Origin of the sequence: Piscinibacterium candidicorallinum, assembly GCF_047549485.1 — a bacterium.
GTDB lineage: Bacteria > Pseudomonadota > Gammaproteobacteria > Burkholderiales > Burkholderiaceae_C > Piscinibacterium > Piscinibacterium candidicorallinum.
The window spans coordinates 514,539-530,886 of sequence record NZ_CP180191.1 but is presented as its reverse complement, the minus strand read 5'-3'; the positions used below and the strand labels follow the sequence as shown (position 1 = coordinate 530,886).

The window sequence follows — 16,348 nt, the reverse complement described above, 5'->3', positions numbered from 1 at the left end:
TCCGGTGACCCCCTGAGGTTGTCGGCAGAAGGAGCGAGAGCTTTAGGCCTGCGCTGTTCGGCTCGAGCTGATCTTGAATACCCCAACCGCCTGCGCTAGGCGCTGCGCCTGATCCTTCAGGCTCTCCGCGGCGGCTGCGGATTGCTCCACCAGCGCAGCGTTCTGCTGGGTCATCTGATCCAGCTGGCCTACGGCCTGATTGACCTGAGTGATGCCGCTGGCCTGTTCCGTGGTGGACGCGGTGATCTCACCGATCATGTTCGTCACGCGCTGCACGCTGGCGACGATCTCGGCCATGGTGGCGCCGGCTTGTTCCACGAGCTGGCTGCCAGTCTCGACCTTCTCGGCACTGGCACCAATCAGTGTCTTGATCTCCTTGGCGGCTTCAGCACTGCGGCCGGCAAGATTACGTACTTCACTGGCCACCACGGCAAAGCCGCGGCCCTGCTCACCAGCCCGAGCGGCTTCCACACTGGCGTTCAGCGCCAGGATGTTGGTCTGGAAGGCAATGCCGTCGATCACGCCGATGATCTCGCTGATCTTCTTGCTGGCCACCGTGATGTCGTTCATGGTGTGGACGACCTTTCCGACGACCTCACCACCCTGCTGGGCCACAGAGGATGCGCTGGCTGCGAGCTGGCTGGCAGTACGCGCCGCCTCGGCATTCTGGTTCACGGTCTGCGAGAGCTGCGCCATGGACGCGGCAGTCTGCTGCAGGTTGCTCGCCGTCTGTTCGGTACGGCCAGACAAATCCTGGTTGCCGGTTGCGACTTCGGCACTGGCGGTGGTGATAGAACCCGCAACGCTGCGAACAGATGACACCGTGGACCGCAAACTCTCGATCATCATCTTCAGCGTATTGAGCAGCTGGCCCGCTTCATCATTGCTCCGGGACTCGACGTTGATATCCAGATCGCCCGCGGCTACGCGCTTGGCGGCGTCAATGGCACGGTGCAGCGGCCCCGTAATTGACCGAACCACCACCCACGCGAATCCGATGCCAAGCAGCACTGCCACCAGGCTGCCGCCGACTAGCAGGATCATGCCCTGCTGATAGTCTTTCTTGAACTCGCTGACCACGCGCTCAACGTGACCCGAATGGAACTTGACCCCGTCAACAACCGATTCGATGTAGCTCTTGAATGCCGGGCGGTACTCCTGCTCGTAGGCCTGTAGCGCCTCCTCCTGCAGGTTCTGATCCTTGAAGTCGATCGTCTTTTTTCGCGCGGCGCTCATCTTCGCGCGGGCTGCATTGATACGCTCCAGCACCGCGATCGAGTCGGCATCAGCGTCAAGCTTCCGCATCATGGACTCGATCTCGCCGATGCGCGCCGAGGATCTTGCAATCTCGGGCTTGAGCATCGTGAGCACCCCGGCGTCGAAGGACTTGGCGATGGCGGTGACGCGGATGTCGTTCATGCGTGCGGCCGATTCCCATTCCCGCATAAGTCGCTCCGTCGGTACGTCTGTGTCGACCAGATCGCTTGCAGCGCCCGCCATCTGGGCCATTGTCAAAGAGGCTCCGGCGGCAATCATGACCATCAGGAGCATTGCTGTGCCGAATCCCAACCCAAGCCGAACTGCAATCTTCCAAGATCGCAAATTGAAGCGTCCCATGTTCAATCTCCTACTTTCTGAGATCGGGCGCGGTATCGATCTTTGATACCCGGCCCAATGTGTCAATTCGATCGCCTGATGCGTTTCGGGCGCTCGCCACAGCCTGCGAGATCGTCATGCACGATCTGCTGACTCGCCGTGCCGCATCGCGGTGCGATTGCTGGACGGCTTGACTGCGTGCGGCCTTCATCACTCGTACCGGCTACGACGCGCGTCTCTAGCCGTGCGGCGGATGGCGTCGCGGAGCAACTCTCACCGGCGCCTTTCGGTCGACCGATTGCCAGCGGCTCGGGCTGAACGCGTCTCGCAGCCAGCTCCACACGCTGCCTGCGGCGTGGCGCTCGATCGTGCGTGATCCTGACCTCTCGCTCCAGGTGCTGCGCGCCTGACGGCCCACGGGAATGCTTCTGCGCATGATTTGTCCTCCACCGTCAATTCGTCAGACGCGGTTACCCAAACCACCCGATGCACGCAGACGCTCAAGTACGGCATCAGCGATGCCGTCCAGAGGCAGCACTTCGTCGATCGCACCGGCGGCCACGGCTTCCCGGGGCATGCCGTAAACCACGCATGTCGCTTCATTCTGCGCATAGTTGTACGCACCGGCGTCGCGCATGAGCTTCATGGCATCCGCACCGTCCTTGCCCATGCCCGTCAGCATGATGCCGATGGCATTCGGGCCGACATTGGTCGCAGCCGAGCGAAACAGCACTTCAACAGAGGGGCGATGGCGGTTCACCGGTTCGGTGTCCTCGAGACGGACCACATAGTTCGAACCGGAGCGGTCCACCCGCATATGCCGCCCGCCTGGGGCGATGTAGGCGTGACCGGGAAGCACGCGCTCGCCGTCCACCGCTTCACTCACGCGGATGCGGCACAAGCCGTCCAGACGCTGCGCAAACGAGCGGGTGAACCCCGCGGGCATGTGCTGCGTGACAAGGACACCTGGCGAGTCAGGCGGCAACTTGATCAGAACGCTCTTCAGCGCTTCAGTGCCGCCGGTCGATGCGCCGATGACAATCATCTTTTCGGTACTCGCCCGCGAGAAGCTGCTTGGTGCAACCTTGGCTGCGCCCTGAGAGGGGTGCCCACTCGGAAGGACATGCGCGGCACCGACGGCGGCCGTCGCTTGTGCCGGCGCACGCCGACTCACGCGGGCACGCGATGCGATCCGGATCTTCTCGATGATTTCGGCCCCTGCGCGCTCCAGACCCTCGGTAATGCCGAGCTTCGGCTTTGTGACGAAGTCCACTGCGCCGAGTTCGAGCGCCTTCAAGGTCACTTCGGCGCCGCGCTCCGTCAGGGTCGAAATCATCACGACCGGCAAGGGACGCAACCTCATGATCTTCTCGAGGAAGTCGAGCCCGTCCATCCGAGGCATTTCCACGTCCAGCGTCACGACATCCGGATTCGTGGTTCGAATCACTTCGCGCGCCACATACGGATCGCTCGCAGCACCGACGATTTCCATGTCGGGCTGGCGGCTGATGATGGCGGTCAGCAAGCTTCGGACCAGCGCTGAATCGTCTACCACCACAACTTTGGTCTTTGTCATTCCAGGTCTCCCGGGATGCTCATGCGCCCAATGCTGGACGAGTTCGTTGAATCTGGATCAGAACAGCTCGATATCGCCGCCCTTGGGCGCCACAACCGGCTTGACCGCGGCGGCGCGCTCGGCCTCCTGGATCTCCACCTCATGCGTGGAAGCAAGTTTCTTGACCATGGCCTTGCCAGTGTCCGGAAAGAAGCAGACCTTGCGCGGGTAGATGTCCAGAACATCCTTGGACAGAATCGGGATGCGTTCGGTGCGCAGGAACTCCAGCACGAACTCGGTGTTCTTCTCGCCGACATTGAGCGAGGTGAACGTCTTCATCACCTGGCCGCCACCAAACACCTTGGCCTGGATGGCACTTCGGCGCGCTCCCTGCTTGAGCATCTCGTTGATGAGCAGTTCCATTGCATGCACGCCGTAGCGCCCGCTCGTGTCCTTCCCGTCGCCATGCGGGAGCATGAAGTGGTTCATGCCTCCGACGCGCATCTGGGCGTCCCACAGGCACACGGCGATGCATGAGCCGAGCACGGTGACGATCTGGATCGGCTGGGTGTCGACGTAGTACTCGCCCGGCAGCACCTTGACGGCATCGATCTGAAAGCTTGACTCGAAGTAGAAAAAGCTCGCCTGACCGGACACACGCGGTCGCCGCTTGAGTTCATCCAGTCTGGATGGACGCGCTGAGGGTGTCGATGAAACGGTCTTTGCCGCGGCGAGCGGCGGCAGACCCACTCGCCCGACGCTTGAAATAGGTGACGTTGCGAGCATCTCAGATCCGTTCGTAGACGGTTTTTCCCTTGAGGCGGTACAGCTCTCGCATCTCGGAGAAGTTTTCAGAATGACCGATAAACAAGAGACCGCCTGGCTTCAGTACCGAGTGGATCTTGCGCAGCACGGTGTCCTGCGTTGGCCTGTCGAAATAAATCAGAACGTTGCGGCAAAACACGAAATCGAAGGGCTTTCCCAGGCTCCAGGTCGCGTTCAGCAGGTTGAACTGCGCAAACTCGATCTGCTGGGCAAGCTCCGGCCGTACCCGGACCATGCCCTCGTTGCTGCCCTTGCCACGCAGGAAGTTGCGCTTGAGACGCTCGTCGCTCAGCCCCTTGGTCTGCTCATCGGCGTACACCCCGCGACGGCAGCGCTCAAGCACACTCGTGTCGATGTCAGTCGCGAGCAGTGAAAGCCGCGCCTTGCCGATAGCCTCACTGGCCGTAATGGCAATGGAGTACGGCTCCTCGCCAGTCGAGGCTGCGGAACACCAGCCTCTGACCGGGCCGCTCAAGGTTCTCAGGTACTCGGCGAGCACCGGGAAATGGTGCGCTTCACGAAAGAAGCTGGTCAGGTTTGTCGTCAGGGCATTGATGAACTGCTGCCACTCGCCTGCATCGTCGCGGCGCTCGAGATCATCCAGATAGGACGCAAAGCTTCGCTGGCCGATGTCGCGCAGACGCCGCGACAGCCGGCTGTAGACCATCTGCTGCTTGGACGGATTCAAGTTGATGCCAGCCTTGCCATAGATGAGCTTTCGCACGCGCTCGAAGTCTGCGGCGGAAAAGTCGAACTCGCGGGCCTGGACAACGTCTTCGATCATGATGGAGCGTTCCTCTGTCAAGCCGATTCTGAGTCAGACCGCTCGGGCACGATCTTTGGAAAAGGACTGGAAAGATCCCGCAGTCTGCACAGCGGGTCGACGATTCCGTCGTCGAAGCGCTGTCCGGTACGCTCGACCTGCTCCTACCCAATGGGACGATCGCGCAAGGACTTGAGTCGAGAAGCAATGGGCTTCGTCGAGCCCGATGCGCGCCGCTTCACCCAGCTGATGCCCATCGGTCCATAGAAGAGCGCGCGATCCTGCTAGACCGCTTCGGCAAGCTCGTGCGCCGCCTGCGATTGCCGAAGTGCAGCGCTATGAACTTCACACATGAAATCGCTGTAGTTGCGCATGTAGTCGGCCTCTGTGTAGAACTCGGACGCCAACACCATGCATACGCTGCCCGAAGAAAAGTTGTCGAGCTCACGCCATGTCATGGGCGGGATGTACAGGCCCTGATAGGAGCGGTTCAGATGCACCCGCTTTCGGCCGAACCCGTCGTCAAGCACGATGTCGAAACTGCCTGACATCGCGATCATGAACTGATGCAGTTTTCGGTGGGCATGCCCACCGCGCTCGGACCCGCCGGGTACGTCGTACAGGTAGTACACGCGTTGAATCGAAAACGGGATTTGCCTGCCGGACTCGATAAACGTCAGGCTGCCGCGAGGGTCATGAACTTTTGGCAAATCGCAGATTTGGCAGTCAATCAAGGCCATGGTGCGCTGCTCCGAATGGGTCCGAATCAGACCTATGGAAGCAGTCTATGGAAGCTTGAGTTCTGCAATCCGGCGAAAAGCGGGTGCTTCAGGCGTATTCCTGCTGCATCGCGGGCAGCGCTGTATCGCGAAACGCGCCGCAGGCGAGTCCTTGCACGATCTGGTCTGACATCGAATTTGCGAATGGCCCGGCTGCGGGACCCATCAGCTGAATACCGGGACATGCGCTCAGAAGAGCAGCCCGGTCAGCCAGGAACCCTTGAACGGCGCGCGGCGTTGGTAGCGGCAGCGCGCCGGCCAGCTTGATCAGCTTCGTGAAGCGCGGCGTTCCATCGGAGGCCAGCACACCAGCGCGTGCCAGATCCCGCATGATTGCGTCGATGGCTTCGCCTTCAGACAGGCCGGTTCCATGGACAGCATCGAACCAGCCGGGATTGGCCTCGACCGTCAGGGCTACGAATCCGTCCTGTGACTCGTCTGCGCATGCGCTGCTGTGCGTCACGCGATAGATGCCCAGGGACGGATCCAGCAGGTGCTGAACGCTGCCTGGACGCTGGACGCAACTCGTCGGCACCTCGAGCAGGCCGATCATCAAGGGAAGTCTGTCGTCGACACCTGCCGTCGGCAGGCCAGCGGCTTGCAGGCCTTGTGCAGGAGATTGCGCCCAGATCAGCTCCGGCGTCTGCAGCTCGCCTTGCGCTTGCAAGCGCAGGGTAAAGCCGCGTGCTGTCGGCCGCATGGACAAGAGTCTGTCTTCAATCACGCGAACCAGAGGCGACGCTCTGAGATCTTTGACAAGGGTTCGGATCATTGCCGCAACAGGCTGGCCCACCGGGTGACTGAACTCTGTATCTGGGAGCTGAACCGGCTCGTCGGCCAGCCATCCTCGCAAGGTCTCTGGCCAGTACAGGGGGGCCCAATTCATGCGGTGATACAGGGCGCTGAGACCGGATGCCTCGCAGTTCATCACCTTGCGCAGGAAGGGCACAACAAGCTCGTGATGGACAGTTTCACCATGGTTGGCACGAGACACTGCGTCGTAGATCAGCGGCTGTCCGGCATGGTCCGTCCCGTCGTCCGGCCAAGCTAGCTTGGTGCGCGGATGCCAGGGTGAGGAGCTTGAAAGGCCTGCCTCGATCTCCGCGAGCGCACCACGCGCCCATGGCATTTTTGAGAGCCAATCGCCTCGGTTGGCCAGCAGGAAGTCCGGCCACCACTGGCCGTTCAGCTGCAGTTCGGGCGTCGTGACGATACGGGTCTGTTGGTGGCGCCCGACGTAGCGGCGCACAGTCGCACAGAACCGGCCCACATCGTTGCGCTTCATCGGGTCGTATGAGCGGATGTCCGGCTCGTCTGCAGGCTCACGAAATGACGTGAACTCGTACAGCACCATACCGGCATCCCAGAGCCGCCCCCCAGCCTCGATGCCCGCGAAGTAGCCCCCCAGAGGACCACCAGGGTTGACCAGGACGCTGGGCAAGCCTCTCGCAGCACGTTCGGTGACGGCAACCACTGAAGCCAGCGTCCCGCCGACAAAGATTGGTGCTTCAGTGTGACCTGCAATCGAAGTCATGGCTATGCTCCCGACGCAGCGCGCATGTTGATGAAGATCTCCGACCCGAGCCCAGGAAGGTGCTTTTCAAGCCCGAACAACCCGTCGAGCATGCGCTCGTCCAGAAAGCCCATGGACTGCAGTTGTGCCATCTGCGCATGCGCGAAGGGCTTGATGAAGTACGAGCCACTATCGAACTCTTTGAAACCCTCTCTCTCGCAGAGTGAGCGAAGGCCCGCAAGATCAAAGGTGTGCGCCTGCTGAAGACGCTTCTGACGCTCCGAGGTCTCGGCAGGGTTACTGATGAGCCCCATCTCCAGCGCCAGCAGCCGATGCAGCGATCTGGCGTTCGGGACGTTTACATGAACGACTGTCGATGCCGAGCACAAAGGCCGAACCGTCCGAAGAATGCCCTCGGGGCGCGGAAGTTCGTGAAGGAGCCCGCTGACGAGAATCAGGTCGAACGCGCGGCTGGCAAGTTGATCCGAGACGTCTTCGAGCAGGCCTTGAACAATGTTCACTCGGGAGTCTCCGGACGCATCGGACCTCGCCTTGTCGGCAAAGCGGCTGCCAGGCTCGACGACCACGCAGGAGTCGAAGTCCGTCAAGTGATTGAAGATGGCGTCGGCGCCACAGCCGATTTCGAGAATGCGTCGCACCCCGATGCGCTTGATGAGTCCGACAACGATCCGCTTGCGCATCTCTGCCTGGACCACCTCGAAGTCACTGCTCTCGTAGGCTGCCTCATAGGCAGCGATATCCCGCGTTTCCGAAGCCACGTTGTCTCCTTCTAGTTCAGTGCCAGCGACCACGTTGTCAGGGTTGTGGGCCGTGCGCCGAAGGACTCCTTCTGCCAGGACAGCCCTTCATTGAGCACCCTGCCTTCCTGCTCGGTCGACACGCCCAGGCTGAACCATTGATTGTGTGCAGCTGCCTGCTCAATGAGGTTCGCGATCACGGCGTCGAGTGCACACACAGCTCGTCCGCGGTCGCTGTTTGCGAGGTACTGGACGTGCAGGACCCGGTCAAACTGATACGTCACCGCACCTGCAAGGATTTCTTCGCCCGCCGCGTTGGGTACGACCGCAGCCACAAGCTGGATCTGCTCAAACCGGCCTGCGAGCAACTGGATCTCGTCCACGCTGTGAGTCGGCTTGCGGGCGTGCCTGGTATCAAGCACGGACTCCAGGATGCTCCAGAAAGACCCGAAATCCGTGCTTCGGCGGACCTCGACCCCCGCCCTTTGCGCCTTGGCGATACAGTTGCGGCGCTTTGCACTGAGCACCGGCCGGTGGGTCAGGTCCAACGTGTGTGCCAGATCAATGCGGACTGGCCGCGCACCCGCCTGAAACAGCGCGTACACATCGTCCTCGGAAGGCTCGCGGTGCATGAAGTGCGGCATGGTGCGGTAGGTCAGCCGCGAGAAGCCGGCGGACTTTGCGGCATCGCACACAGCACGGACGTACCGCAGTTGATCGCCCGCCCCGGCAGATACGCCGACAACCAGTCCGCCAAAAGTCAGGCCGCCATGGCTGGACAGGACTTTCTCGCCATCCATCTGGTGCAAGTGCGCCGGGAGCACCGCGCAGAGCCTATCTTCGTCAAACACCATCAGCGATGCGTCGCTGAAGCGATGCGCGTGATAGTTCATGTAGTTGCGCTCAAACATGAAGCAACCGTTGCGCGCAGTCCGTACGAACCCGTCCCAGGTTGCGTGATCGGACGCGGTGTATGGACGCACCATGATGGAGTTCGATTCCACGTCAGGCCGCCTTGGACGCTCCGCGGATCAGCCGCCGGACGGTCCGTGTGAAGCCACCACGAGAGAAGTGCTCTGCATAGAAGGCACGCGCGGCATCACTGTGCTGTTCGTAGTCCACGCTGACGTCGATCAGCCTCTCCGCGAGTTCCTCACATGTGCTCCAGCCGAGCTTTGCGTCGGCGTAGGATGAATAGTCCGCCAGCAACGACCCTTGCTCAAATCCGGTATAGAACAGAACGGGCAGACCGCACCCCTGAGCCTCGACACCGCCGCGCCCCCCAGACACGGGCGCCGAGCCGATATAGACGGCCACGTCGATTGCCTTGAGTGACTCCCACAGAGACGGCACTGCACCGACCGCGACAAAGCGCGATGGATCGATACCCGCAGCCTGCAGCGTCGTTCGGACCTCGCGCTCCCACTCCGCTTCTAGCGGACCGATGTGATAGTGAAGCCCGGAGGTCGCACCGAGCGCCGTGCCGATGATCCGCGATAAAGCCACCGGGCCGGTCTGTGAGAACTTGCCGGAGCGCCCCGCAGTAACTGTCGAAAAGGCGTTGCCACTGACTGCCGTCGTCGGGCGTCTACCCTGATCCGCAACATAGAGGCGCAGCAACTCAGTATCGGCGCCATGAAACTGAGAGCAGGTCTCCTGCAGCTTGTCGGTGATGTCCACATGGCGGACGCTCTTCAGGCTCGCGCCCAGGCTCGGATTGTGGTCACAGTGATGAACAAACGCACGACTCACACTGCCCGCACCCAAGGTTCCCACGAAGGGGATCGGATCCTGGTGATGTGAGAGATACCACACGCTTCTCGGCTGCAGTTGACGCACAAGCTCATGAAGGTCGCCAGACTTCTGCCACAGATCGCCGGGCGAAAGCGTGAGTACTTGAGCACCCGCCAGTCGGCTTTCGATCCACGCAAAACCTTCGGGATTCCGATTTATGTGGCCGAACAGATCTGTCAGCACAAGCACGGGGTTCTCGAGCTCCTTGCAAAGCTCTTCGACGATTTTGGAGTGGCCGCCCAGCTCATAGAGCTCCGTGGCAATTAAAAGGTGATTTGCCTGTGTCGCACGAGTCTTCGCGCCGCGGTGCTGCGCGGCCATGGAGTAGGCCATGCGCTCGAGGATCTGGTCGAACCCGGGGTAGTACAGACTGTGGTGGGCAACACCGGGCGCCATGAACGTCTTGTTGACGCTGTCGGCAATCAGCCAGAGCGCGTCTGCATGCCGGCCTGCAGCGTGCAGCGCCTGGGCGCGTTCAACTTCAGCGGTGGCCTGGAGCGCAAGAGGCGCAGGCTCGACCGGTACGACAGTCGAAGGTGTCAACGCGTGGTGGGTTCCTGACTCCACGCGGACTCGCACTTCGTCCACATCAACAGACTGCGGTTGAACGCGCGGATCCTTCGCTGAGGAAGGAACGTCATCGAAGCTTCCAAAGTCCTGCCGCATGACGCGCGCAAGTGTGCGTTCTGCCGGGGTCGCCAAGCGCTTTCTCAGCACGAGGCGCATGCGTGCTGCGCTCTGAACCGACGCAGGCTGGCCATGTGCATCGACCCACGTCAGCTCGGCTCGCTCGAACCGTGCGTCGATCCAGCCGAGCTTTGCAGCGCCTTCGCAGAAGATGTGCCAGGAGTGTTCCGTGAATTGGCGCTTGATGCGCGGATCATGCGCAGAGTACGTGGAGTCGCCGACCGGCACGTCGATGTGCAGCTGCCCCCCTTCGGCCAGCATGCTCAAGGCATTGCGCATGAAGTGTGCAATGTCGTCGGCATAGGCGGGGGCGTCACCAGCGTCAATCAATTCCGCACCCTCTGGGGCCATCTCGATCTGCCCTGTCCATGGCGACTCACCGTGGATCGGGAAGGCTTGCGGTCTCGCGAGATCCAGAATCAGATCAGGCGCTTGCGACTCGTCAGCCGACACGTTGCACCAACCGAGCCGATACTCTCGCCCCCCGAGCATGTGGATCTTGGCGGGCTGGAGCGCATGAACGGAGCGTGACGACGAGTGGCCACGGTAGAAGCCGGCCGCAAATGCCATCAAGTCCGCATAGGCCTCAACGGGGTCAAGACGCTCGAAGCCTGCAAGCTTTTGCCTTGCCGAAGCGTAGAAGTCGGTACTGCCGAAGAACCCTTGAAAGAACAGCTCAGGCTGTTGTGTATCCAGCCAGAAGACCGCGTCTTCGAACGCGGCAGGCGGACTCAGGGCCGCGCGTCGTTCGGAAATGACGGGCGTTCCGAGCGACAGGCAGTGCGATGCCCGTACCTGTTCGAAGCGGCTGGTCTCGTAGAAGCTGCAGTTGAGTACCGCCTTGGCCTGCCGGATGTACTGATCGCGCTCGGGCCCATAGACGACACCGTCAAAGGTGCTGACGGACACGCCGTTCGACTCGATCCGTTCAATGAAATGGCGTCGCCGCTCATTCATGCTCCCGAAGAACAGCAGGTCGATCGGCCGGTCTTCCAGCGCCGGGGCATCCTGCTTCAAATAGGGCGCGTTGAGAAAGGGCACCAGCGGGACATCGGCCGGCGTCGAGCAGTAGGCCGAAACGTTGCCGGAGTCGTAGTCGATGACCGCAGAGGTGCGCAGCAAGGAAAGATATTCAGCGCTGACCGGCGCTCCACCGGGCCCGAGCTGCTCCAGATTGAAGAACATGCATGCATTGCGCTCGCGCAATGTAGGGTCAAAGCCGAGGTGGGCGCCGAACACAATGTTGACAGCGTCATGGCGCAGCCGGTTCTTGGCGAAGCTCACCTCTGCACCGAAGCGCTCAATCTGATAGCCCACAAATCGTGCCTGATCCACAAAGCCCAGCGAGTGGACATAGCCAGCCGGCTGGATGACGGTCAGATGGACGCGGGGCAGTTCACTCATGGCAGGGGCCTTCTCATGAAGCGAGCCAGCGCTGGCTCATTCAGACTGAGTGGCAGCGTATGAGGGAACTTGAGCGCCTGATCCTCGAAAAAGCGGGCCTAAAGCCTGCCGGTCTGACCAGAAAGCTCAATCGCGACAGGCCGGGAGATGATCAGGTGGCAGACCTTGCGCTTGGCGTTGTGCCATGCGTACCAAGAGCGCTTCAAAGTCTCGCGCATAGCGCCTGCTGTCAAACAGGGGGCTGCGCTCTCGCGCCTCACGCAGCCGGGCACGCAGATTCGCCAGCTGTTGCGGCGACCTGGCGAGCTCGACGGCCAGCTCGACATACTGGTCCGCAGTCTGGCAAACCAGCTCGGGCTGCCCCACGGCCCGCACCAGACTGGCTGCCACTCGCGCGGCGAATGCCTCGCCTTGCTGCGTCAGGACAGGAACACCGGCCCACAAGGCATCCGATGCGGTGGTGTGTGCATTGACCGGCAGGGTGTCGAGGAACAGATCGGCCAACTGCAATCGAGCCAGATGATCTGCAATCCCGGTCTTGGGCGCAAACACGATCCTTGTCGGATCAAGCCCCGCAGACTCGAGCGCCGCGCGCAAGTTGCGTTCAGCTTGCGGGTTCGAACCGAGCAGCCAGAGCACACTGCCGGGCACCTCGCGAAGGATCCGGATCCACGATCCAAACCCGGACTCCGTGATCTTGTAGTTCTGGTTGAAGCAGCAGAACACGACCCCGGACTCAGGCAGTCCCTGCGAGGTGCGAGACACGGCGGTACCGATACGCCGCTGCCGGTCATTGGGCTGATAGCAGTGAGGGAGCTGTGCAATCTTTTCGGAATAGTGGCGTGCAAGTTCGATGGGCGAAACGACGGCATCCGAAATCACGTAGTCATGCACCGGGCTGCCCATGGTCCCCGGGTAGGCGAGGAAGGCGGCCTGCACAGGCGCAGGTCGGTAGGCCATGATGCCGGGGCGGGCATCCTTGATATAGCCCTTGAGGTCAATCAGGATGTCGATCTGATCGTCGCGAATACGCTGCGCGGCTTGGAGATCGGATAGCTCACCGACTTCCACAAAGTGTTCGGCGGCAGCCACCGTGCGCCGGCGCAGTTCCGATCCATCGTTCGGGCTGTAGGAGTACAGAAAGATCTCGAAGCGAGCGCGATCATGCAGTTCAAGAGCCTCGATCCAGAGCAGCATGGTGGCGTGGTTGCAGAAATCCGCGGAGACATAGCCCACACGCAGTCTGCGCGTGCCGTCCCAGCGCAGACCGGAAGCGGGAAGCGGCTTGATCGGATCACAGATCTGCCGTGCAACGCGGCTGTTGAGTACCCGCTGCATCTCCGCATTCAGGCCTGCGGCCATGCCGATGAACGGGTCGACGGTCAGGGCGTGGTCGGCGCGCAGGCCCTCGTCGAGCGCCTTCAAATCAGCGCCCATGCTCCCCCACGAGCACGCCAGTTGGTGATTGAAGATGGTGTGACCCAGATGCTGGATCAGGCGTGGCTCCAGCAAATAGGCGGTTCGAAAGCTCTCTGCCGCTTCCTGATACATGCCGATCATCCGCAGCGTGCCGCCCAGGCCCATGTGCGCGCGGGCAAGGTCGGGGGCGATTGTCATTGCCCGGAGATAGGCGCCGATGCTGTCCTGGAAGCGTTGCGCGGACATGAAGCACAGCCCGGCCTCGACCAGCAGCTCAGCGTCCTGACAGTCCGAGTCTGCAATCTGTGCGTAGTCCATGCTGGCTTCGGCGTATCGCGCCTGCTGGCGCAGACAGTCGGCGCGAATTCGGCGCGCAATTGCCAGGCCCGGCTGCGCTCGAAGAGCTCGGGTCGCGTAGTCGATCGCCTCGGCCAGACGGCCTTGCTTGCGCGTGACCTGCGCCAGATTGAGCAGCACCCAATCATCGTCGGGCTGCACCCGCGCGGCGGCATGGAGCTGCTTCTCGGCTTGCTGCCACTGTTGCGCAGCCATGGCGCGTGCAACGTGCTCGGTCGTTGCAGACCGATCTGCGCGCAGGGGTCGAATTCCAGATCGCTTGCTCATGGTGGACATTCATCTATGGATTTGCGGCCGGTTTGGCACGGAACTCCACAAACTGTAGGTCGCTGCCCCGTAGCAGATCGATCGAACAGCACGACACAAGCCGCGCAGTTCGGCATCTGGCAGATGTTGATGGTCCGACACACGCCGTGTGTTTGCGCCGACTCAAGTTCCACCGCGAACTGCCGAATGCGTGCGCGTCTGAACAAGGCGGCACTTGCGATGGGCGCGCAAGTGCATCTGCTCCGCTTCATCCACATGGCCGATGAATCGAGGCACGCATCGCTTTGCCTCAAGTTTCTTGACAGGGGGCCGAAACACTGCCCAACGGAACGGACTTCTCAACCGCTCCGTGGCCCGACCCCCACTGAGTGCGGGGCAGGCTTCTCGGCAAGGCAGTGCGCCGAGATTCCCCGCGGTGTCGGGGTCAAGGTCCCGGTAATCCGGCCTGAATTGGCAACCGGGTTGGGTTTGTCTCAGTTAAGGAGTTTCGAAAATGCAAGTCATCAACACGAACATCGCTTCGCTCAACGCGCAGCGCAATGTCACCTCTACCCAGAGCTCGCTGGCCACCTCGATCCAGCGTCTGTCCACCGGCCTGCGCATCAACAGCGCCAAGGACGACGCCGCGGGTCTGGCCATCGCCGAGCGTATGAACGCTCAGGTGCGCGGCATGAACGTCGGCCTGCGCAATGCAGCGGACGGCATCTCGCTGGCGCAGACCGCTGAAGGCGCGCTCGGTCAGGCGGGCGATGCTCTGCAACGCATGCGTGAACTGGCCCTCCAGGCTCGCAATGGCACCAATTCGCCCAGCGACAAGGACTCTCTGCAACGCGAGTTCGCCGAACTGCAGTCCGAGATCGGCCGCGTGCTTGGCGGCACGACCTTCAACGGCGTGACCATCCTGGGCGCGTCAGCGGGTGCGACGGTGTTCCAGGTCGGCGCAGGGACGACGGCCAACGACTCGATCACCATCACCACCAACAACATGGTGACCGATGGCTCTATCTCCGCCGTCACAGCCAGCACCGCCACGATCAACAGCACCGCGACGGCGACCTCGCTGGCGACCGTGATCGACAACATCGATGCCGCCATCAACCGCGTCAACAGCGAGCGTGCTCTGTTCGGTGCATCGCAGAACCGCTTCCAGTCGGTGATCAACAACCTGCAAGTGGCTCGTGAAAGCCAGTCGGCCGCCAAGAGCCGGATCATGGATGCGGACTTCGCGGCTGAAACGGCCAACCTGTCGCGCTCCCAGGTGCTGCAGCAGGCTGGCAACGCGATGCTCTCGCAGGCCAACCAGTTGCCGCAGGGCGTTCTGGCTCTGCTGCGCTGATCGGCGCGCAAGCGGTTCGCGCAGGTGTTCCGCCTGCGCGTGCCCAGCAGGCTGCCGAAGTGCTGGCAGCCTGACGGCGGTACCCGGTGCAAAACTGCGCCGGGTTTTCGTCGTTTTTCGATCGACCGCGAGAACTGACGCTCGCCTAATGTGACATCGAGTCCTCTGGAACTCTTGGCTGTACGTCTCTGCGCGCTGCGTGGACGTACTGACCCAGACCCCTGGCCGTCCTGTGACGCTGCACGGATGATCGGGTCGGGCAGGGGGCTGGTCCCGGTACGTATTCACCGGGCTTGAACGATTCACTTTATTGGAGCTTCAGCCATGTCTCAGGTCATCAACACCAACCTTGCTTCACTCAATGCACAGCGCAACGTCAGCACGACGCAGGCGTCGCTGGCCACCTCGATCCAGCGCCTGTCCACTGGCTTGCGCGTGAACAGCGCCAAGGACGACGCAGCAGGCCTCGCAATCGCAGAGCGCATGAATGCCCAGGCACGCGGCATGAGCGTTGCCCTGCGCAACGCCGCCGACGGCATCTCGCTGGCGCAGGTCGCCGAAGGCGCGCTGGGCCAGGCCTCCGAGGCCATGCAGCGCATGCGCGAGCTTGCCCTGCAGGCGCGCAACGGCACCAACTCGCCGGGTGACAAGGACGCACTGCAGCGCGAATTCGCCGAGCTGCAGTCCGAAGTCGGCCGCGTACTCGCAGGCACCACCTTCAACGGGATCTCGATCCTGGGCGCCTCCGCCGGTGCCACCACATTCCAGATCGGCGCTGGAACAACGGTAAACGATTCGATCACCGTGACCACGAACAACATGGTGACCGACGGTTCAATCGCTGCCGTTACGGTGAGTACCGCGACGATCAACAGCACGGCCACCGCCACGTCGATCGCCACCGTGATCGACAACCTGGATGCCGCACTGAACCGCATCAACAGCGAACGTGCCCTGTTCGGTGCCACGCAGAACCGCTTCCAGTCCGTGATTTCCAGCCTGCAGGTCGCACGCGAAAACCAAACAGCAGCCAAGAGCCGCATCATGGACGCTGACTTCGCGGCGGAAACCGCCAACCTGTCGCGTGCCCAGGTGCTGCAGCAGGCCGGCAACGCCATGCTCTCGCAGGCGAACCAGCTGCCCCAGGGCGTGCTCAGCCTGCTGCGCGGCTGATCGGCGCGGTGGATCCAGGCAAACGGGCCGGCATGCCGGCCTGTTTCGTTTGTCGGCATGCCGAGTGGCGCTCAAGTCGTCACGCCGTGCACCGATAAACGAAACAGTGACATGAGGAACTG

The 16,348-nt window shown here is 61.9% G+C and carries 12 protein-coding genes; 2 read left to right on the top strand and 10 right to left on the bottom strand.

Features of this window, described 5'->3' with window-relative positions; genetic code table 11:
- Positions 1-42: 42 nt before the first annotated feature.
- The 10 genes from ACMDW7_RS02415 to ACMDW7_RS02370 form a co-directional block, all read right to left on the bottom strand.
- Entirely contained in the window at positions 43-1,536 is a 1,494-nt protein-coding gene (locus ACMDW7_RS02415) for a methyl-accepting chemotaxis protein (protein WP_414859650.1), read from the bottom strand.
- 520 nt (positions 1,537-2,056) lie between these two features.
- Entirely contained in the window at positions 2,057-3,172 is a 1,116-nt protein-coding gene (locus tag ACMDW7_RS02410; protein WP_377305901.1) for a protein-glutamate methylesterase/protein-glutamine glutaminase, read from the bottom strand.
- A 57-nt stretch (positions 3,173-3,229) separates the two neighbouring features.
- Positions 3,230-3,937, bottom strand: a complete 708-nt coding sequence (cheD, locus tag ACMDW7_RS02405; protein WP_377305903.1) for a chemoreceptor glutamine deamidase CheD — start codon at positions 3,935-3,937, stop codon at positions 3,230-3,232.
- Position 3,938: 1 nt separating this feature from the next.
- On the bottom strand, positions 3,939-4,760 hold the full coding sequence (locus tag ACMDW7_RS02400) for a CheR family methyltransferase (protein WP_377305905.1): 822 nt from the start codon (positions 4,758-4,760) through the stop codon (positions 3,939-3,941).
- Between the two features lie 263 nt (positions 4,761-5,023).
- Positions 5,024-5,479 (bottom strand): sugar 3,4-ketoisomerase, encoded by a 456-nt coding sequence (locus ACMDW7_RS02395; protein ID WP_377305907.1) that lies wholly within the window; start codon positions 5,477-5,479, stop codon positions 5,024-5,026.
- Positions 5,480-5,567: 88 nt separating this feature from the next.
- Positions 5,568-7,052: a hypothetical protein gene (locus ACMDW7_RS02390; RefSeq protein ID WP_414859597.1), complete on the bottom strand. Its 1,485-nt coding sequence runs from the start codon at positions 7,050-7,052 to the stop codon at positions 5,568-5,570.
- A 2-nt stretch (positions 7,053-7,054) separates the two neighbouring features.
- Positions 7,055-7,810, bottom strand: a complete 756-nt coding sequence (locus ACMDW7_RS02385) for a class I SAM-dependent methyltransferase (RefSeq protein WP_377305911.1) — start codon at positions 7,808-7,810, stop codon at positions 7,055-7,057.
- A gap of 11 nt (positions 7,811-7,821) precedes the next feature.
- Positions 7,822-8,793, bottom strand: a complete 972-nt coding sequence (locus ACMDW7_RS02380) for a GNAT family N-acetyltransferase (RefSeq protein WP_377305913.1) — start codon at positions 8,791-8,793, stop codon at positions 7,822-7,824.
- A gap of 1 nt (position 8,794) precedes the next feature.
- Positions 8,795-11,674, bottom strand: coding sequence for a hypothetical protein (locus tag ACMDW7_RS02375; protein WP_377305915.1), 2,880 nt, complete (start codon positions 11,672-11,674; stop codon positions 8,795-8,797).
- 126 nt (positions 11,675-11,800) lie between these two features.
- Positions 11,801-13,717: a tetratricopeptide repeat protein gene (locus tag ACMDW7_RS02370; RefSeq protein ID WP_377305917.1), complete on the bottom strand. Its 1,917-nt coding sequence runs from the start codon at positions 13,715-13,717 to the stop codon at positions 11,801-11,803.
- Positions 13,718-14,210: 493 nt separating this feature from the next.
- Between ACMDW7_RS02370 and ACMDW7_RS02365 the strand changes: the two genes are divergently transcribed.
- Positions 14,211-15,053: a flagellin gene (locus tag ACMDW7_RS02365; RefSeq protein WP_377305919.1), complete on the top strand. Its 843-nt coding sequence runs from the start codon at positions 14,211-14,213 to the stop codon at positions 15,051-15,053.
- Between the two features lie 324 nt (positions 15,054-15,377).
- Positions 15,378-16,226: a flagellin gene (locus ACMDW7_RS02360; RefSeq protein WP_377305921.1), complete on the top strand. Its 849-nt coding sequence runs from the start codon at positions 15,378-15,380 to the stop codon at positions 16,224-16,226.
- Positions 16,227-16,348 lie beyond the last annotated feature (122 nt).

Excerpts from the sequence above, each read along its gene's own strand:
- ACMDW7_RS02415 (WP_414859650.1), bottom strand. The coding sequence starts at position 1,536 with ATGATTGCCGCCGGAGCCTCTTTGACAATGGCCCAGATGGCGGGCGCT.
- ACMDW7_RS02410 (WP_377305901.1), bottom strand. The coding sequence starts at position 3,172 with ATGACAAAGACCAAAGTTGTGGTGGTAGACGATTCAGCGCTGGTCCGA.
- cheD (WP_377305903.1), bottom strand. The coding sequence starts at position 3,937 with ATGCTCGCAACGTCACCTATTTCAAGCGTCGGGCGAGTGGGTCTGCCG.
- ACMDW7_RS02400 (WP_377305905.1), bottom strand. The coding sequence starts at position 4,760 with ATGATCGAAGACGTTGTCCAGGCCCGCGAGTTCGACTTTTCCGCCGCA.
- ACMDW7_RS02395 (WP_377305907.1), bottom strand. The coding sequence starts at position 5,479 with ATGGCCTTGATTGACTGCCAAATCTGCGATTTGCCAAAAGTTCATGAC.
- ACMDW7_RS02390 (WP_414859597.1), bottom strand. The coding sequence starts at position 7,052 with ATGACTTCGATTGCAGGTCACACTGAAGCACCAATCTTTGTCGGCGGG.
- ACMDW7_RS02375 (WP_377305915.1), bottom strand. The coding sequence starts at position 11,674 with ATGAGTGAACTGCCCCGCGTCCATCTGACCGTCATCCAGCCGGCTGGC.
- ACMDW7_RS02370 (WP_377305917.1), bottom strand. The coding sequence starts at position 13,717 with ATGAGCAAGCGATCTGGAATTCGACCCCTGCGCGCAGATCGGTCTGCA.
- ACMDW7_RS02365 (WP_377305919.1), top strand. The coding sequence starts at position 14,211 with ATGCAAGTCATCAACACGAACATCGCTTCGCTCAACGCGCAGCGCAAT.
- ACMDW7_RS02360 (WP_377305921.1), top strand. The coding sequence starts at position 15,378 with ATGTCTCAGGTCATCAACACCAACCTTGCTTCACTCAATGCACAGCGC.